16 protein-coding genes are annotated in these 17,823 nt (G+C 41.9%); 6 read left to right on the top strand and 10 right to left on the bottom strand.

What is annotated here, in order from left to right; genetic code table 11:
* Positions 1–74: 74 nt before the first annotated feature.
* Positions 75–284 (bottom strand): hypothetical protein, encoded by a 210-nt coding sequence (locus ACFEL9_RS10105; RefSeq protein WP_385889155.1) that lies wholly within the window; start codon positions 282–284, stop codon positions 75–77.
* Positions 285–496: 212 nt separating this feature from the next.
* Here ACFEL9_RS10105 and ACFEL9_RS10100 point away from each other — a divergent pair, with 212 nt between their 5' ends.
* Complete coding sequence (locus ACFEL9_RS10100; RefSeq protein WP_276503676.1) at positions 497–754, top strand: DUF6364 family protein; 258 nt, start codon at positions 497–499, stop codon at positions 752–754.
* Position 755: 1 nt separating this feature from the next.
* Positions 756–1,178, top strand: a complete 423-nt coding sequence (locus tag ACFEL9_RS10095; protein ID WP_385889152.1) for a PIN domain-containing protein — start codon at positions 756–758, stop codon at positions 1,176–1,178.
* A 6-nt stretch (positions 1,179–1,184) separates the two neighbouring features.
* Here ACFEL9_RS10095 and ACFEL9_RS10090 read toward each other — a convergent pair whose 3' ends face one another.
* The 3 genes from ACFEL9_RS10090 to ACFEL9_RS10080 form a co-directional block, all read right to left on the bottom strand.
* A complete protein-coding gene (locus tag ACFEL9_RS10090; RefSeq protein ID WP_385889149.1) occupies positions 1,185–1,736 on the bottom strand; it encodes a GNAT family N-acetyltransferase in 552 nt (183 codons plus the stop codon).
* Positions 1,737–1,750: 14 nt separating this feature from the next.
* Positions 1,751–3,331 carry an acyl-CoA mutase large subunit family protein gene (locus ACFEL9_RS10085; protein ID WP_385889146.1) on the bottom strand — a complete coding sequence of 527 codons (1,581 nt, stop codon included), beginning with the start codon at positions 3,329–3,331 and terminating at the stop codon, positions 1,751–1,753.
* Positions 3,332–3,394: 63 nt separating this feature from the next.
* Positions 3,395–3,901, bottom strand: coding sequence for a DUF7935 family protein (locus ACFEL9_RS10080; RefSeq protein WP_385889144.1), 507 nt, complete (start codon positions 3,899–3,901; stop codon positions 3,395–3,397).
* 136 nt (positions 3,902–4,037) lie between these two features.
* On the opposite strand from ACFEL9_RS10080, the gene ACFEL9_RS10075 reads away from it, so the two are divergent.
* Positions 4,038–4,382 carry a HesB/IscA family protein gene (locus ACFEL9_RS10075; protein WP_385889141.1) on the top strand — a complete coding sequence of 115 codons (345 nt, stop codon included), beginning with the start codon at positions 4,038–4,040 and terminating at the stop codon, positions 4,380–4,382.
* A gap of 106 nt (positions 4,383–4,488) precedes the next feature.
* Here the strand turns inward: ACFEL9_RS10075 and secDF are convergent, their stop codons facing one another.
* On the bottom strand, positions 4,489–7,650 hold the full coding sequence (gene secDF, locus ACFEL9_RS10070) for a protein translocase subunit SecDF (protein ID WP_385889139.1): 3,162 nt from the start codon (positions 7,648–7,650) through the stop codon (positions 4,489–4,491).
* 628 nt (positions 7,651–8,278) lie between these two features.
* Here secDF and ACFEL9_RS10065 point away from each other — a divergent pair.
* A complete protein-coding gene (locus tag ACFEL9_RS10065; protein ID WP_385889136.1) occupies positions 8,279–9,469 on the top strand; it encodes a pyridoxal phosphate-dependent aminotransferase in 1,191 nt (396 codons plus the stop codon).
* 103 nt (positions 9,470–9,572) lie between these two features.
* Here the strand turns inward: ACFEL9_RS10065 and coaE are convergent, their stop codons facing one another.
* The 5 genes from coaE to ACFEL9_RS10040 form a co-directional block, all read right to left on the bottom strand.
* Positions 9,573–10,181: a dephospho-CoA kinase gene (gene coaE, locus ACFEL9_RS10060; RefSeq protein WP_385889133.1), complete on the bottom strand. Its 609-nt coding sequence runs from the start codon at positions 10,179–10,181 to the stop codon at positions 9,573–9,575.
* A gap of 142 nt (positions 10,182–10,323) precedes the next feature.
* Positions 10,324–10,662 carry a preprotein translocase subunit YajC gene (yajC, locus tag ACFEL9_RS10055; protein WP_385889130.1) on the bottom strand — a complete coding sequence of 113 codons (339 nt, stop codon included), beginning with the start codon at positions 10,660–10,662 and terminating at the stop codon, positions 10,324–10,326.
* A gap of 19 nt (positions 10,663–10,681) precedes the next feature.
* A complete protein-coding gene (locus tag ACFEL9_RS10050) occupies positions 10,682–11,125 on the bottom strand; it encodes a DUF1573 domain-containing protein (protein ID WP_385889127.1) in 444 nt (147 codons plus the stop codon).
* A gap of 84 nt (positions 11,126–11,209) precedes the next feature.
* Positions 11,210–12,151 (bottom strand): transcription antitermination factor NusB, encoded by a 942-nt coding sequence (gene nusB, locus ACFEL9_RS10045; RefSeq protein WP_385889124.1) that lies wholly within the window; start codon positions 12,149–12,151, stop codon positions 11,210–11,212.
* A 177-nt stretch (positions 12,152–12,328) separates the two neighbouring features.
* Entirely contained in the window at positions 12,329–15,385 is a 3,057-nt protein-coding gene (locus ACFEL9_RS10040) for a zinc-dependent metalloprotease (RefSeq protein WP_385889122.1), read from the bottom strand.
* A 427-nt stretch (positions 15,386–15,812) separates the two neighbouring features.
* Between ACFEL9_RS10040 and ACFEL9_RS10035 the strand changes: the two genes are divergently transcribed.
* Together ACFEL9_RS10035 and groL are read left to right on the top strand one after the other, a co-directional pair.
* Positions 15,813–16,094: a co-chaperone GroES gene (locus tag ACFEL9_RS10035; protein WP_385890056.1), complete on the top strand. Its 282-nt coding sequence runs from the start codon at positions 15,813–15,815 to the stop codon at positions 16,092–16,094.
* 76 nt (positions 16,095–16,170) lie between these two features.
* The gene (gene groL / locus ACFEL9_RS10030) at positions 16,171–17,808 is read left to right on the top strand and encodes a chaperonin GroEL (protein WP_385889119.1); all 1,638 of its coding nucleotides are present in this window, start codon (positions 16,171–16,173) and stop codon (positions 17,806–17,808) included.
* Positions 17,809–17,823 lie beyond the last annotated feature (15 nt).

The raw sequence follows: 17,823 nt of genomic DNA, 5'->3' as shown, positions 1-17,823 counted from the left end.
AAACAAAAAAGAGGTGCACAATATGACACCTCTTTTCTGATTCTTAAAAACTAAACAAACCGTCCAAATGGTTATTATTTCCTGCGGTCGGCAATTACCATAATCAATCCGGCGACAATCGCAATTCCGCCTGCATACACAGGCCAGCCGATCCACTTATTTTCTTTTTTATTGACCTCCAGCGGCCCCAGGTCTATCACCTTTTCCTCTGTCTGAACAGTGAATCCACGAACTACCAACATCACAATTCCTACAACTATTAAAACAATTCCGACAGATCTCATGGTTCTTTTTTTGTGGTGGATTTTAATTGAGCGTCAAATTATAGGCCATTTTGCCTGGAGGCTGAAACCCGTCAATTTTCGACAAGAAGTGAAAATGTGTGGTTTTTTTTCTACAAAAACTAGCTGACCGGACATTTACAGCAGTCTGATGTTTTATACGTATAGTATTTTAAATTTACACGTAAATTGTGTAAATTTGGGAAAAGATAAAAATGGACGCTAAAGTGACTTTAAGCTTTGACGAGGCAGTAGTGAATAAGGCCAAGCGATATGCTGAAAAGAACAATATCAGCCTTTCGAGGCTCGTTGAGTTTTTATTGCAGAAAACGACCTCCGGTAATTATTCGTCACTGGAAGAGCTGCCTATTTCTGATTGGGTAAACCAGGTGGCAGAAGGAGAAGCGGTTTATCTGACTAAGAAGAAAAGCAGAAAAGCGGCAAAGACAGAATATTTTTCTTCTAAAAAATAATATGCGAATATTCCTTGATGCTAATGTGCTTGTATCCGTGCTTAACAAAGAATATCCCCTATTCACTTATTCTTCAAGAATAGTAAGCCTTGCAGACTACAAAGGATACGAGGTATTTACTTCGCCCCTGTGTCTGGCTATCGCTTTCTATTTTGCCGAAAAGAAAAATAAGAAATCAGCCAGGCAAAAAATTGGCTTGCTGTCTGAAAACTTATCTATTACCGCTGTCAACGAATCAGCAGTAAAGCAAACAATTGCTAATTCAGCCATTCATGATTTTGAGGACGGATTGGAATATTTCTCAGCTATCGATAGCAAATGCGATTGTATTATCACGGAAGATGTAGATGATTTTTATTTTTCAAAGATTGATGTTTTTACCTGTGAAACATTTTTCGGCAAATACCTCGTGAGTAAAAAATAATCTTTCTTAACTCCAGTCCCAGCCGACCACGGCCCATTCATCCAGGCTGTCACGATGGATATGAATGGGTTTAAACCCAACTTTTTCATGTGCCCGAAGGGAGCGATGGTTCCGGGTGGCTATTTCAGTAAGAAACAGCTCAAATTTGGAACTGTATATTTTTTTATGATGGAGATACAACTGTTCAAATAACCCTTTTCCTCTATAGTCCTTATGAATGCATACCTGGCCCATTATATAAAACGAATAACTATTGAGTGGTCTGTTATTCCATGTTAACGAATCAAAAAGCCGGAACATGGGCTCAAGATCGGGAATGATTTGCCGGCATTCTTTCAGCATCGTCAGCGCATAGCCCACAACTTTTGAATCATCTTTGATGATAACAGAAGGCGCCAGCTCGTTCATTTGTTCCAGGTTTTTGAGGCTATGTTGCAAGGTGACGAACCCCTGCGATTTTATTTCTGACTCATCAATGCGGTTAATTAAATTTTGCCGCTGCAGATCCAGGATTTGCTGTAAATCCTCCGTAGTCGTTGCCAGTGTTGCAAAATGCATGATCCCAAAAATTTCTACTTGTACTCTCCGAATACTTCCCGCAACGTGTCAGCTATCTCACCTAATGTACATTTATTCTCTACCGCTTCGATCACAATGGGCATAATATTACTTCCGTTTGAGGCTGCATCATTTAACGATTGTAAAATGCTGTCACATTTGGGATTGCTGCGGTTGCGGCGCAATGCCTGGAGTTTCTCACTTTGGATTTGTCGGATCGAGTCATCAATTTTGAAGCCTGGAACAGGTTCTTCCGATTCGGCTTTGAATTTGTTTACTCCAACAATTATCTTCTCACCCGTTTCTATTTTACGCTGGTATTCGTAGGCACTGCGGGCAATTTCATTTTGTATAAAGCCTTGCTCGATGGCAGCCACACTGCCACCCATGCTGTCAATTTTTTTCATGAGTTTTAATGCCGCTTCTTCGATTTCCCTGGTTAGCGATTCGACATAATAAGAGCCAGCCAAAGGATCAACAGTATCCGGTGCGCCACTCTCATAGGCAACAATCTGCTGGGTTCGCAAAGCTATTCTTGCCGCTTCTTCGGTGGGCAGACTCAAGGCTTCGTCATATCCATTCGTGTGCAATGATTGAGTTCCGCCCAGAACTGCCGCTAATGTTTGAATGGTGACTCTTGAAATATTATTGAGGGGCTGTTGAGCGGTTAATGTGCTGCCTCCTGTTTGTGTATGAAAGCGCAGCATCATGGCTTTGGGATCAGTAGCGCCTAATTCTTTCATTATTGTGGCCCACATCCTTCTTGCAGCACGGAACTTGGCCACCTCTTCAAACAGGTTGTTGTGTGAATTGAAAAAGAAGGAGAGGCGCTTTCCAAAAACATTAATGTCCAGGCCTTTTTCCAATGCTGCTTTTACGTAAGCTTTTCCGTTGCTAAGTGTAAATGCAATTTCCTGTACAGCCGTGCTACCTGCTTCGCGGATATGATAACCTGAGATGGAAATTGTGTTCCATTTGGGAAGATCATGCGAGCACCATTCAAAGATGTCTGTAATGATACGCATGGATGGCTTGGGCGGATAGATATAAGTTCCTCTTGCGGCGTATTCTTTTAAAATGTCATTTTGAATAGTGCCACTGATTTTTTTCAGATCCGCGCCTTGCTGTTTAGCAAGCACCACATAAAAGGAGAGAAGTATAAAGCCTGTGGCATTAATTGTCATGGATGTGGAAACATCTTCCAACTTTATTCCTTTGAACAGGGTCTGCATATCTTCTATGCTGTCGATTGCTACGCCCACTTTTCCTACTTCACCTTCTGCCAGCGGATGATCGCTGTCATAACCTATTTGCGTAGGAAGATCAAAGGCGACGCTTAATCCACTGACACCCTGGCTCAGCAGGTAATGGTATCTTTTATTGCTTTCTTCCGCGGTTGAAAAACCCGCATACTGCCGCATGGTCCATAACTTTCCGCGATACATATCTGCCTGCACACCCCTGGTAAAAGGAAACACACCCGGTTGTTCGTCAGCCGTTACTTGTTGATCATTATGTTTTAAAGGAATGTCTTTATCATAGTACACCGGTTTTATCTCTATTCCGGAATCAGTGTATCTTTTTTTTTCACTCATGGTTTCTTTTTATAAAATACAAGCAGGGAACAGCCAAACTGGTGACCAATCACTAATGAATGACTATTTCATTATTTTCTTGGCTTCATAATTCAATGCTTCCAGTACAATGCTATGCAAAGCTCCTTTTTTTTGTGTGATCACAAAGTCGAGCAGCATTTTGTTGAGATCGGTACCAGTAGCTTCAGGAGCCAGCGTTGCAGCCGCCTGGTTTATGATCAGCATATTTTGATCTTTGAGATTACGAACTGCTTCCCAGGCTACAGGGCTCACATAGATCTGCTGGGTAGCATTGTATTCACATTCCTGTTTTATGCTTTCTAAGAGTAGTAGTTGCATTTCCCTTGCATTGAGCCCTGGTTGATTCACCCTGCTTATAAGATTGGGGATAGCTATTCTTTCTGCAAGCATTACTAATCGTTCATAGGCTTGCAATTGTAAAGGTTTGGTGTTGAAACTGTCCTTATCGGTCTTTGGTTCTTTTTTTAGCTGATTGACCAGGTAAAAGCAATAAAAGGAAATCAATAAGGCAACAAGGGCCATCAGCATGTTGATCAAGCTTTGATCCATAGGAAAAATGTATTTTGTAAAAAAGCAAAAATAGGGAAGCTGCTGTGAGTTGCAAGTGAATATGGCTTTTTGTTAAATTGTATTATCCGAAAAATCATTGATTACCACCTTGCAGAAGAATGGCTAATTTTGCATGATGGAAACAACATATGCAACTCCCGTTACACTAACTGCGGGTGCCATTAAAGAGATCAATAAATTAATGTCGGCAGAGGGATTTGATAAATCGCAGTTCTTGCGGGTAGGCGTGAAAGGCGGTGGATGTTCAGGTATGAGCTATGTGCTGGGTTTTGATTCCAAAACAGAAAAAGACCAGGAATTTGTAATAGATGGGATCCCCTGCATCATGGATAAGGCTCATGAGTTGTACCTGGCCGGTATGCAAATCGACTGGCAGGATGGTCTAAATAATCGCGGATTTACATTTAAGAATCCCAATGCCAGCAATACCTGCGGATGCGGGACAAGTTTTGCAGTTTAGTTTTTTCCTACAGAGGGAATCGCTAAAGTTATTATTTAAAAAATAACGCCATAAAAAAGCCTGTCTCACTAAAGGACAGGCTTCACTATTTTGGAAATGTGAATTATCAGCTTCTTGCTGGTTGCGGTTTAGTCTCACTTTTTGTGATTGCCGCAGCCTTTGCTTCTTCTTTTTTACCACTGCCCATATCCAGCAGGATAGGGGCGGCTACGAATACGGAAGAGTAAATACCGGTGATAACACCAATCAGCATCGCAAATGCAAAGCCTCTTGTTACTTCACCACCTACCAGGAACAGGATCAGGATGGTCAGGAACACGGTCAAGGAGGTCATGATTGTACGGCTTAGCGTTTCATTAATCGCCCTGTTAATTGTTTGTGCCAAAGGTGTAGTGGGATACAACCTCCGATCCTCACGAATACGGTCGAAGATGATCACTGTATCGTTCATCGAGAAACCGATCACTGTCAATAGCGCCGCAATAAAGTGTTGGTCTATCTCCAGCGGGAAAGGAACGATCTTTCTTGCAAAAGAAAAAACGATCAATGTCACCAATACGTCGTGCAGTAAGGCTGCGATGGTTCCCAAAGAGTATCTCCAGTCGCGGAAACGGATAAAGATATACAGGAAGATCACGAAGATGGCGAAGATGGTCGCTTGCACAGCGCCTTTTTTTAGGTCATCAGAAATAGTAGGTAATACTTTTTTTGACCCAATCTTACCAACCGCTGTAGCACTTTCATCGGCTCTTCCAAACTGGCTATATGTATAGTTGGCCGGTAAATGCTTTTGTAGTCCCTGGAACAATTTCTGTTCTACGAGTGAATCAGTTTCAGGTCTTGTATCTTTTATCAGGTAAGAAGTAGTGATGTCTAATGTGCTGGCATCGCCTACTGTTTTGATAATAGGGTTCTCGTTTTCAAATGCTACCTTGAGTTCACCCCTGATCTGCTCTATTTCTTTACCTACATTTTTGTCAAAACGAACGGTGTAGCTGCGTCCCCCGTCAAATTCAACTCCATAATCAAATCCATTGAAGAAAGAAACTATACCAAGAATCAATATGACGAAAGAAATGATGTAAGCCGTCTTCCTGAATTCAATGAACTTATATTTTGCATGTTTGAAGATGCGGCTGGAAATGCCGGTAAAATATTCAAGGTGTTTTCCTTTGCGGGTGAAAATGTCACTGATCCAACGGCTTACTAAAATTCCGCAGAACAGGGATAACAGAATACCGATGATCTGGGTGGTAGCAAAACCTTTTACAGGTCCTAATCCAAAGTAGAAAAGTATGATTGCTGTAAGAAGGGTAGTGATGTGACCATCCAATACGGGCGGCAATGATCTTTTATAGCCTTCGTTGATTGCAGCAACATAGCTTTTGCCTTTAGTCAATTCTTCTTTTATACGTTCATAGATAATTACGTTTGTATCTACAGCCATACCAATTGTGAGTACCAAACCGGCAATACCGGGTGCTGTTAAAGTAGCGCCTAATCCAGCCAGTATACCAACTGTGAAAAGCAGGTTAAGGATAAGCGCTATATTGGCCACCCAACCGCTGGTGTTGTAGTAAATCAACATCAGGATAAAAATCACGATGAATGATAAACCAAAAGCCGTCATACCGCCGCGGATCGCTTCGGTACCCAATGTTGGTCCAACTGTTTGTTCCTGAACGATCTTAGCTGGTGCAGGAAGTTTACCGATTTTCAACATATTGGCTAAGTCTTCAGCTTCTTCAACTGTAAAGCCACCGCTGATCTGGGATGTTCCTCCATCGATCACACCGTTCACATGCGGTGCAGAATAAACCAGGTTGTCTAAAACGATAGCAATAGGTTTACCAACATTTTCGCCGGTCATTTTAGCCCAGGCTTTAGTTCCTGTGCTGGTCATTGTCATTTGCACTTCGGGTCTGCCGGTTTGATCATAATCATGACGGGCAGAGCTTACTGCATCACCCTCAATCTTTGCTTTTTCACGGCCAAATGTTTTGATAGCATATAAGGGAACCCGATCAGATGCCTTGTTGTCAACACCTCTTTCCTGGATACCATACATCCACACCATTTGTGCAGGAAAGGATGCTCTGATGGCCGGTGATTCGAGATAGCTACGAACCAAAGCAGTGTCTTTGACGGCTACTGAACCGATGGCTGCAGGAAAACGGGTTTTACCACCTTCGTCCTGGTAAGGCTGCGTGAAGAATGCGATGTATCCGTATAAATGTTTTTTCAGGTCAGCTTCGTCGTTGGAAGCAACTGCCGGAGTTTTTTTGCTGGTATCATCACCAGCTAATTGAGCCAGACCGCTTGAATCTTTTTTAGTTGAATCTGTAGTAGCCTGAGCGGTGGTAGAATCAGCAGCCTTCAACGTAGTGTCCGCTTTAGAAGACTTTCCACCCATCATAGAAAAGAAAATGCCGTCAGCTTTATCAATACTTTGACCGAGTTCAGAAATATTGAATACTTCCCAGAACTGCAGGTTGGCGGAAGACTGAAGAATCTTTCTAACTCTTTCTTTGTCCTGGATACCCGGCAACTCAACGGTGATGATTGCTTTATCACGGTCAGGATTGATATTAGGCTGTGCAACACCAAACTGGTCAATACGTGTATTTAAAATACGGAAGGTGTTGTCAAACGCATCTTTTGAAAGACCTTCCAATACACTGATCACTTTGTTGTCACTGTCACCAACTTTGATTTCGCTATTGGGGGTCGCAAATATGGCGGCAAGTTTACCGGAAGGGTTCAATTTTTTATACTCGTCAGCAAACAAACGGATGAAGTTTGCATCGCTGTTTGCTTTGCGCTTATTCGCATTGTCCAGTGCCTGTAAAAAGTTTGGATCTTTAGAGTTGTTTGACAAAGTTCTCAATAAGCCTGTCATTTCAACTTCCATCGTTACGTTCATACCTCCTTGTAAGTCGAGACCGAGGTTTAATTCTTCTTCCTTTGCTTTTTGATAGCTAACTGTACCAGTTATGCCATAAGTGACAGTCTCATCTTTTGTGCTATCGAGTATTCGCTTTAAGCGGTCAGCTTTTATTTTGTCCAGTTGTTCCTGGTAAATAGCTTGTGAATCTTTGTTGCCGGGATATTTTTCCGCAGCAGTAGGGTAGTTCACTTTAACATAGCTTGCAGCACGGGCTTCCATCTTTTTTTCGTGACCACGGACGAACCATGTAAACGAAAGCTGATAAATGGAGTAGATAATCAGGAGGATTGTGAAGAATCGAACCAAACCTTTAAGTTGCATACGTTTTGGAGATTTACATTTTTTGTCTTTCGTTTCCGCAAATGGGCGGGAGGCAAGACTTTACACTAGTTTTTAAGGACGGCAAAGATAGGGTTTTCAGGCATATGTTTGAAGAGTGGTTTTGTGACCCTATTCATTCTGAATCTGATTGATTTTAAGTCAATTATATTTTGTCAAAATGCTCATCCCGCACCCGCATCAATAAAAACCGTCTTTGCTGCTCCAAAAACGAACAACTGCCGGAAATTGATATGCCGCTGTTACTTTTTATTAAACCAAATAAAAGAAGGGAAGGGAAAGATGTTATAGCGAAAAATGCCCCATTCTCCCAAAAAATAGGGTTGTCAATTTTGCTTCGATAAAAGAACCTTAGCCCTTAACGAAACGAACAATTGTTCACAGCTTTCACCTGCCTGTCAAATGAGCCAACAATAATCAATAAGCCTATCGTCCAATGAAGTTGATGCAATCAGCAACCCTATATTTTAGTCAAATAACTTTCCTGTTGGCCTTAAATAAAGTTTTCTATTCATTCAAATCCATAATTTTGCACCCGCCTGTTGACGAGCAGGCTTGCGTGCCCTTATGATCGCATTGATTATTTTATTCTATTCATAAATAAACCAACATGCAGTTATCTTCTCTCCTTGACAGGTTCGCTGAACCTGAAACATTAAAAATGGCAAAACTTGGCCGTGAACTCAGGGCTAAAGGTGTTGACGTGATCGACCTTAGTCTTGGTGAACCTGACTTTGATACACCTCAGCATATAAAGGATGCAGCTATAAAGGCCATCAATGATAACTGGAGTCACTACACACCTGTGCCAGGTTTTTTGGATTTAAGAGAAGCCGTTTGCACTAAATTGAAAAGAGATAATAACCTTGATTATAAACCAGAAAATATTGTTACTTCTACCGGGGCCAAGCAGAGTTTGGCTAATGTAATTCTTGCATTGGTGGATGATAACGATGAAGTGATCATTCCAACACCTTATTGGGTTACTTATTCCGAGCTGGTAAAAATTGCAAGAGGGAAAGTTGTTGAAGTTCGCACCTCATTGGACAGTGGGTTTAAAATTACACCGGCGCAACTGGAAGCGGCGATTACCGACAAGACAAAAGTATTCATGTTCTCTTCACCCTGCAATCCATCGGGTGCAGTGTATAGCAAAGCCGAGCTGGAAGCATTGGCTGATGTATTCAGGAAATATCCTAATATTTACATTCTTGCTGATGAGATTTACGAATATATCAACTTTGTAGGCAAGCATGAAAGTATTGCGCAGTTTGCCGATTTGAAAGATCGGATCGTTGTTATCAATGGACTCAGTAAAGGTTTTGCAATGACCGGATGGAGATTGGGTTATATCGCCGCCAATACTGATATAGCAAAAGCTTGTGAAAAATTACAGGGGCAGTTTACCAGTGCAACTTGTTCTATCACGCAGAAAGCAGCAGTAGTAGCTTTAACGACTGATTTGAAACCATCGCTGGAGATGACAAAAGAATTTACGAGAAGAAGAGCAAGGGTGATGGAGTTGGTTAAAGAGATACCCGGTTTTATTTGTTCAGAACCCGATGGAGCATTTTATATTTTCCCGGATGTTAGCTATTACTATGGCAAGTCAGATGGTGAAACAACTATAAACAATGCAGCTGATTTTTCTATGTATCTCTTAAATACGGCGCATGTTTCCTCTGTGATGGGTGATGCATTTGGTGAGCCCAAATGTGTTCGCTTCTCTTTCGCTAACAGTATGCCCAATATCGAAAAAGCATGGGTGAGAATTAAAGAAGCATTGGCGAAGTTGAAATAACAGAACCACGATTAATAGGATTAGAAAAGATTATCAGGAAACTGGAGTTCGCCGGTTTCCTTTTTTATGTCATATACCCTAAGAGTAAATTTTCTATTTCCTGTTAATCCATTTTATAATCTCGTAAATCGTGGTTCTTTAGTTTTCTATGTAATTCCAATACCTGGGGAATCACCAGGTGTTGTTCATCGTTTATAATAACAGCATCACAAAGCCGCATCTTAATTTCTTCGTTGATCTGCCGGTTCATTCGTTGTTGGACCTCTTCTTTGGTAATTTTATCCCGCAGCATGATCCGTTGTATCCGGAGTGGGGCAGGCGTATAAACGCCAATTACAAAATCGAGATATTCTGATGAGCCGCTTTCAAATATTAACGCCGCTTCTTTTAAGGCATAAGGAGCGTTTTGTTTTTGCATCCATTCATTTGCATCTCTAATAGTAGCCGGATGAGTGAGAAAGTTGAGGAGTTCGAGTTTTTCTTTATCGTTGAAAACAATTGACGAAATATAGGAGCGATTCAGTTTTCCATCCTTGTAGCTTTCAGGACCAAAATGTGCAATAAGATTTTTCTTTATCTCCTCGTCTTCATTCATCAATTGGCGGGCAGCCGAATCAGCATAGTAAACAGGTATTCCGAGTACTTCAAAAATTTTTGCAACGATACTTTTGCCGCTACCGATACCACCTGTGATGCCGACTCGTAGAACCACGATTTATAGGATTTTAGAAGATTATGACGAGGTTAAAGATAAGCGAGTAAAGACACAAATAGGATTGCCAACAAAAAAGGGGAAATCGGCCCGGCCAATTTCCCCTTAATCCATTTATAATCCCACAAATCGTGGCTCTATTCTATTTTTTCTCTGTTGCTACCGGCTTATTCAGCGAAGCCGTCCAATCCATACTGATTGCTGACTTTTCAATTTTCAGGTAGCTGCCGGGATTTACTTCGATGCTGAGTGTGCCATCTTCATTTATTTTATTAACAGTGCCATGTATGCCTGCGATGGTCACCACTTTGTCTCCTTTTTGTAAATCCTCGATGAACTTCTTTTGGTTCTTGGCCTTTTTTGCTTGCGGGCGGATAAAGAACAACCAAAAAACCAGGATCATCAATCCAAGGAAAATAAATTGAAAGCCACCCATGCCACCACCTGACGGAGTTGCCTGTAATAAATACGTGTAATTCATTCTTATTCGATTTTATTGTTTAGTCTGTGATTTCTACTCTGAAGCTAAGCGGGGTCAGGTTTTCAGGGCTGGTATTGGCAGTTACAAAAACTTCTTTTCTCGCTTCGCCATGGGGTCTGCCTTTACTATCGAATTTTGCCTTGATCACACCTTCTTCACCGGGTGCAAAAGGCTTTTCCGGTTTTTCAGGAACAGTACATCCGCAACTGGCGGTTACATTGGCAATCACCAGGTTTTTTGTACCACTATTTTTAAATCGAAAACTGACTTCTACAACCTGTCCCTCCTTCACTTTGCCAAGATCCCGGTAAGTAGAATCGAGCCACTGGATAGTTGTAAAATTAGCTGAGTCCTTTCTTGCATCATCCTTTTGTGCCTGCGTCAGTTCATTCTCAATTGGCTTATCTGCAGACTGGCAGGCGAACAACCCGGCTGCCACTAATACAAATAATAATTTTTTCATTCTCGAAAATTTGGGAATGCAAATGTAAAGGTTAAAAAGTTAACGGCGGGCTAAGTTTAAAAGTTGACAGCAATCAAGCTTTCGTTAACTTTTTAGCTTGTCAGTTTTTTTATAATCCACCTTTTGCATTTTTCCCTGCTGTACCAACTCTTTGTGAATGTTATCGAGGATACCATTTACAAACTGGCCACTTTGCACAGTACTGTATTCTTTAGCCAGGTCAATGTATTCGTTGATGGTAACTTTGGGAGGTATTGTTTCAAAATAAAGGAACTCCGCCAGGCCCATTTTCATCAACAGCATATCGAGTATGGCTATTCTTTCGGGATCCCAGTTTTTTAATTTAGGTGTAATAATGCTTTGCAGATATTCGGCTTTGTCCATCACCGTCTGCAAAAGATTTTTAGCAAATTGCTCTTTATCAGGACTCAGCAGCTGCCTGAAATTAAGTGAGCCTGGTTTTTGAATATAACCGGCCAAAAGTTGTACTACCATTTCTCCATCGTCATTCCACCCAGTGAAATTTTCTTCCAAATGAGAAATAAATAATTCATTCGCCAGCATCATGTCATTGAAAATAAATTCCATGATTTTTTTCTCTTCCTGTTTATCCCGGGATGGAGTGGCTGTATATGCTTTGTATTGGGGGGTTTCTACTAACGCAAGATAAATCTTGCGAATCAGCTCGGTATCAGCTTTTAACTGCGGCTTTTCTTTTTCAAGTTGTTCTTTCAACGCAGCATCCTCCAGCATTTTCCAAAGCACATCATTGCCTGCGATTTTGGTGTTTACATTAAGGTCGTCGGCAGTTGGCAAATGCTTGCTGGCTCGTTTATGCGCCTGCGTTTCTGCATAGCGGGCTACTTCTGTTAAAAACCATGTGATATATACTAATATAGAGCGGGTCTGGCTAAAATGTTGCTGCAAGATCTTTTGTGGCTCGCCGGGTTTCAATAATCCCTCAATCGTGTCGATTGTATACAACGTCTGCATCACTTTCACCCGGATATTTCTTCTACTGATCATTTTCTGTAAGAACTGTTTGAGGCTGCGAAGATAAGCGTTTTCAGCCCGTATTAACAAGAACAGTTTATGAACAATTGCAAGTGAGGTTCAGATTTTTTTTTAAAAAATATTTGTAAACTAAAAAGCTATCTGCTTATTAGCAGATAGCTTTTTTTATAAATAAATAAACGCTGTTTTTTACTCTTTGATAAATCGCAGCACTTCCTTGTTGCCGTCTTTTTTATACCTGATAAAATAAATGCCTTTTGAAAGACTGCTGATATCAATGGTTTTCGTCAGGGAAGGTGTGCTGATTATTTCCCGCCGTACATTTTTCATATCGGCTGAAAAGATTTCCAATTCCGTTTTCGTAAGCAGGCTGCCAAAATTAATGGTAATCGTATTTTTTGCCGGTACGGGATAAACAGACGGGCGACTGATTGTATTATCAACCTTCAATGAAATTATTTTGCTGTATTCAAAATCGCCATTCCAGTCAATTTGTTTTAAGCGGTAATAATTTACGCCGCTGCCTGGCTTTATATGCAGATAACTATACTCTTGTGTTGCAGCAGCATTTCCTTGTGAGCCGATCGTTGCCAGCAATGAAAAATTGATTCCATCCCTGCTCGTTTCCAGATCAAACTGTCGATTATTAAATTCGGATGCGGTTGTCCAGCTCAATAGTGCATCCTGGTCGGTGTTCAATCTGCCTGTAAATTCTGTAAGCGTAACCGGCAATATTACGCCGCCATCAACCAGGAAAAACCTTGAGAAACCGGTAAATGGTGCCGTAAAGATGGTTGTTCCCGAACCCAATGTGGTAACAGTAGGGGTGATTAAAATCGTATTGCCCGGCAATGAAGCTCCCGCAGATGCAGCGGAGGTTTTAGCCAATTTCAACGTCGCAGGATTTTTTCCCGCCAGCTCTGCATTATCAAAGTAAAGTGAAATAGTATAATCAGCGCTGGCACCATTGGTGGTCGGTGTAACGGCAAAGACTTTGGCAGAACGTTGACCACCCTGGTAATTCACCCATGTTGTGCCGCCTGCATCTAATGATGAACTAACACAGCCTAATGATGTACTCACATTATTTAACCGCATCAGCAGTTTATTGTTGTTGGAATAGAAATAATCCGAGCTGCCGTTGGCGATATGGTAAATGGAGGTGGCGCCTGCGGCTGTTTCAATAGATGTGCCTGTTGCGGATAAGCCAAAGCGAATGATCGGCTTATAACCAAATCCATAACCCGCCAAACCTGAAGTAAAAGATCCTGAACAGTTAATTCCATTTTGGAAAAACATATTTCCCTGGGAGTCAGAGCCACCATCCGAATAGAGGCCAATATCATCGCCAAAATTGGCGGCGTCTGCAGTGCCATTATCATAACATATGTCGATAGCAATACTATTGCCTGTCCAGTTAAACGGTGTCGAAAGTGTAAATACATTCCAGCCGTTGGCGGTAGATAAAGAACTACTCGTGTAAACTGTTGTCATTCCTCCGACCACGTATACAGAACCTCCATCAATGAGATAGTTCAGTGAAGTGTTTCCTATTCGTATCGCAAAGTTTTGAAACGGTCTTGTGCTGAATTTGCTATTGATAAATAATTGGAGTGTAGTGATATTTCCTGGTGACATTCCTGCGGCCGCCAGTTCGCTTGCTTTATATAAAATTTGTACTCTTTGTCTCTGCAATCTTGCATCAAACGGAGCTTCATCCGTTATTGCTTCTATTGTTCCTATAGAATAAGTGCCGGCAGAAGTACCTGTGGGCGCAACATCATTGTCGGAAACCGTCAATGTAAATGTCGGCGCATTAGTTCCTTTGCTTGCATCGCCTCCGCCATCATTTACTGTAAAATCAAGGATGATGGTTTCGGCTGATTCTACGCTGCCGTCATCATAAATTCTGATTGTAAATGGTTGAGCAGTGGTAGATCCGGCTGCAAAATTTAATACATCACTGGGATTAGTAAAATCTCCATTCGTGGTTACATCATAATCAAGACCCTTAACAGCGGTACCACTATAACTAAGTGTCGCTGCGGCTGCAGCACTGGGACCGTTCCCAATTACCATTTGATATGTGTAGTCACGGTAAGTACGGCAACCATCGACGGTTCCCGTTGAACTCTCAGTTTGGGAAGCTGTGGCCTGGCTGAAATTGATTGTTGTTCCACAAGGGACAAGAGCTAAATTGCCGGCATCGATCAAACTTGATCTTGATGGAAGTGTGAGTGCCGCCAGGGCCCTCGTTTTTTGTTCATTTGTAAAAAGTGTATAGCAATTTGTATAGCTCATGAAATTGCTTTCGGTATTAATAGTATAGGAGGTACCGGTACATGTATTTGTGCCTGTACGGCAGGTAAAGCTATAAGCACCCGTTCCGGCATTATAGTTATTATAAATAGGATCCGTATCACAAATAAGATCGCCGTCAGTATTACAGTTTGCATTCGCCGGGCATTGTGTATTATTGGCAGAGCCGCGGAAAGGATGATGGAGATTCAGGGCATGACCGATTTCATGGGGCAATGTCTTTTGACCACTCACCATTTGTGTGGCCAGCATAATCGTTCCATCCAGGGTAGAAGGCGAGCCGGGGAAATACGCGAAACCCGCCGTGAATTGGCCGGAAGTACCATCGGCGCCATCTATTTTATTTACGATCCAGATATTATAGTACTCAGCCGTATTCCAGCGGGCCAGGTCCTTTAAGGTCAATTCCGGGCAGCCATTCGTGTTAGAAGCATTCACGCCATTAGCTACATAGTTAGGCAGCGAAGAAGCATCAACCCTGTCAATACCGTTGGTGGCGCCACAGGTAGGAGTACGCTGAGCAAGGGCAAATTGTATTTCCATATCTACTACGCCGCCACCTTCAACAGGTGCTGTCATACCGGCATAGGTACCGGCATATACCTCGTTTAAATAATTTATAGCTCCGATAATCTGAGCATTGGAAGGGTTATAATCAGATCCGATTGCTCCGCCGGTGTGCATAACGTGTACCACAACCGGGATTGTTACTGTGGATAAGGGCCTGATATCGCCGGGTTTCATTGCTTTTTGAGCAGTGATAAATTTTTGAATGGCGATATTGTTCAGCTCAATTTGCTTCGCGTAAGCTGGATTTGTTTCCAGCAACCGGTCATGTTTTTTGTCGAAAGAACAGGGCTCCTGTGAGCGGAGGGGGGCGGTAAACGTAAAAGCAACCAGGGTCAGTAGTAAAAAATACTTACTCATAAGCGGTTTTAATAGAATATTGGTAGCTGATAAGATGCTGAAAAACCGAACTTTAGGACAGGTAATTCAATATCCTGCGGAAAACTTACAGTTGTCCGCCTACTTAAACGCTAAGCCTTTAATAATTAGTTTTTTGAAAGGGAACTATTTTTTGATTACGGTAAACAGTAAAGGCAGAGGTTATCATCGGTTTAGTCGAACGGGTCAATGTCTGTAGAGAATGAAAAATTGACACAGGTTTTTTTCGGATTTTCTGACAGTCTTTTCAAAAAATATAAGCTGTTGACACTAAACTGCTATTTTTTCACAATCTGGCGCAATGGCATAATTATTAGGCTACCTTTGCCGTCCTGATAAAAAACCAACGCTGTTGACGATTGCAACAGGTGGTGGGATCACTATTCAAAAAACAAAAATCAATACAATTATGGCCAAGAAAGTAAACGTTACCCCCTTGCATGACAGGGTAATCGTGAAAGCGGCAGCAGCTGAAGAGAAAACTGCCGGAGGTATCATCATTCCCGATACTGCAAAAGAGAAACCTCAGCGTGGTATTGTAGTAGCAGCGGGCCCTGGTAAAAAAGATGAGCCCGTGACTGTAAAGACCGGTGACACCGTTTTGTATGGTAAATATGCCGGCACAGAAATTCAAATCGAAGGACAGGATTACCTGATCATGAGAGAGTCGGATATATTAGCGATAGTTTAAAAGCCTTGAGCTAATAGCTAGAAGCTAAATGCTCAAAGCTTATTCCCATTTTTAAAACATTTTCAACTTAAATATTATGGCAAAGCAAATCTTCTTCGACATTGAAGCAAGAAATAAAATGAAGAAAGGCGTTGATACATTGGCCAACGCCGTAAAAGTTACATTAGGTCCTAAAGGCCGTAATGTAGTTATTGAGAAAAAATTCGGTGCACCTTCTGTAACTAAGGATGGTGTAACTGTAGCGAAGGAAATTGAACTGGAAGATCCCATTGAAAACATGGGTGCTCAAATGGTAAAAGAAGTAGCTTCTAAAACGGCTGACATTGCCGGTGATGGTACTACTACAGCTACTGTGTTGGCCCAGTCTATCATCAGCGAAGGTCTGAAAATGGTAGCTGCTGGTGCTAATCCAATGGATCTGAAAAGAGGTATTGATAAAGCGGTTTCCCTGGTTGTAGAGAACCTGAAAGGTCAAAGCCAGACAGTTGGTAACGACAGCAAAAAAATTCAGCAGGTAGCCAGCATCTCTGCAAACAACGATGAAAATATCGGTAAGCTGATTGCTGAAGCGTTTGGTAAAGTAGGTAAAGAAGGTGTGATCACCGTAGAAGAAGCAAAAGGTACTGATACTACCGTTGATGTAGTAGAAGGTATGCAATTTGATCGTGGTTATGTATCTCCATACTTCGTTACTAATAGCGAAAAAATGGAAGCAGAACTGCAGAACCCTTATATCCTGATCTATGATAAAAAGATCAGCGCAATGAAAGACATTCTTCACATCCTGGAGAAAGTAGCTCAAAGCGGCCGTCCCTTGCTGATCATTGCTGAAGACCTGGAAGGTGAAGCATTGGCAACATTGGTGGTAAACAAACTGCGTGGCACTATCAAAGTTGCAGCTGTAAAAGCTCCGGGCTTTGGCGATCGCAGAAAAGAAATGCTGACTGATATCGCTATCCTGACTGCAGGTACTGTGATCAGCGAAGAACTGGGTCATAAACTGGAAGGTGCTGATCTTACTTCTTTAGGCCAGGCTTCTTCTGTTACTATTGATAAAGACAACACCACTATCGTAGGTGGTAAAGGTAAAAAAGCAGATATCACTGCCCGTGTTAACCAAATCAAAGCACAGGTAGAAAATACTACTTCTGACTACGATAAAGAAAAATTGCAAGAGCGTTTAGCTAAGTTGGCCGGTGGTGTTGCGGTATTATATGTTGGTGCTGCTACCGAAGTAGAAATGAAAGAAAAGAAAGACCGTGTTGACGACGCATTGCATGCTACAAGAGCTGCGGTTGAAGAAGGTATAGTGCCAGGCGGTGGTGTTGCTTATATCCGTGCCGTTGAAGCACTGGAAGCAAAAGTAAAAGGCCAGATCGCAGATGAGCAAACAGGTATGGCGATTGTACGCCGTGCGTTGGAAGAGCCTATCCGCATCCTGACTGCTAATGCTGGTATCGATGGTTCTATCGTAGTTCAAAGAATTAAAGAAGGTAAAGGCGACTTTGGCTTCAACGCAAGAACTGAAACATACGAGAACCTGTTCAAAGCTGGTGTTATCGACCCAACTAAAGTAAGCCGTGTAGCATTGGAAAATGCCGCTTCAATCGCTGGTATGTTGCTGACTACAGAAGCTGTGGTTGCTGACAAGCCTAAGAAAGAAGAAGCTGCTCATTCTCATGGCGCACCTGATATGGGTGGAATGGGATATTAAGAAGTACGAGGTAAG

The organism is Terrimonas alba (assembly GCF_042434975.1).
Taxonomy (GTDB): domain Bacteria; phylum Bacteroidota; class Bacteroidia; order Chitinophagales; family Chitinophagaceae; genus Terrimonas_B; species Terrimonas_B alba.
The sequence above is the reverse complement of the archived record's forward strand: the minus strand, read 5'-3'. Positions and strand labels throughout refer to the sequence as shown.

Coding starts and splice junctions, on each gene's coding strand:
- ACFEL9_RS10105 (WP_385889155.1), bottom strand. CDS start 284: ATGAGATCTGTCGGAATTGTTTTAATAGTTGTAGGAATTGTGATGTTG.
- ACFEL9_RS10100 (WP_276503676.1), top strand. CDS start 497: ATGGACGCTAAAGTGACTTTAAGCTTTGACGAGGCAGTAGTGAATAAG.
- ACFEL9_RS10095 (WP_385889152.1), top strand. CDS start 756: ATGCGAATATTCCTTGATGCTAATGTGCTTGTATCCGTGCTTAACAAA.
- ACFEL9_RS10090 (WP_385889149.1), bottom strand. CDS start 1,736: ATGCATTTTGCAACACTGGCAACGACTACGGAGGATTTACAGCAAATC.
- ACFEL9_RS10085 (WP_385889146.1), bottom strand. CDS start 3,331: ATGAGTGAAAAAAAAAGATACACTGATTCCGGAATAGAGATAAAACCG.
- ACFEL9_RS10080 (WP_385889144.1), bottom strand. CDS start 3,901: ATGGATCAAAGCTTGATCAACATGCTGATGGCCCTTGTTGCCTTATTG.
- ACFEL9_RS10075 (WP_385889141.1), top strand. CDS start 4,038: ATGGAAACAACATATGCAACTCCCGTTACACTAACTGCGGGTGCCATT.
- secDF (WP_385889139.1), bottom strand. CDS start 7,650: ATGCAACTTAAAGGTTTGGTTCGATTCTTCACAATCCTCCTGATTATC.
- ACFEL9_RS10065 (WP_385889136.1), top strand. CDS start 8,279: ATGCAGTTATCTTCTCTCCTTGACAGGTTCGCTGAACCTGAAACATTA.
- yajC (WP_385889130.1), bottom strand. CDS start 10,662: ATGAATTACACGTATTTATTACAGGCAACTCCGTCAGGTGGTGGCATG.
- ACFEL9_RS10050 (WP_385889127.1), bottom strand. CDS start 11,125: ATGAAAAAATTATTATTTGTATTAGTGGCAGCCGGGTTGTTCGCCTGC.
- nusB (WP_385889124.1), bottom strand. CDS start 12,151: ATGATCAGTAGAAGAAATATCCGGGTGAAAGTGATGCAGACGTTGTAT.
- ACFEL9_RS10040 (WP_385889122.1), bottom strand. CDS start 15,385: ATGAGTAAGTATTTTTTACTACTGACCCTGGTTGCTTTTACGTTTACC.
- ACFEL9_RS10035 (WP_385890056.1), top strand. CDS start 15,813: ATGGCCAAGAAAGTAAACGTTACCCCCTTGCATGACAGGGTAATCGTG.
- groL (WP_385889119.1), top strand. CDS start 16,171: ATGGCAAAGCAAATCTTCTTCGACATTGAAGCAAGAAATAAAATGAAG.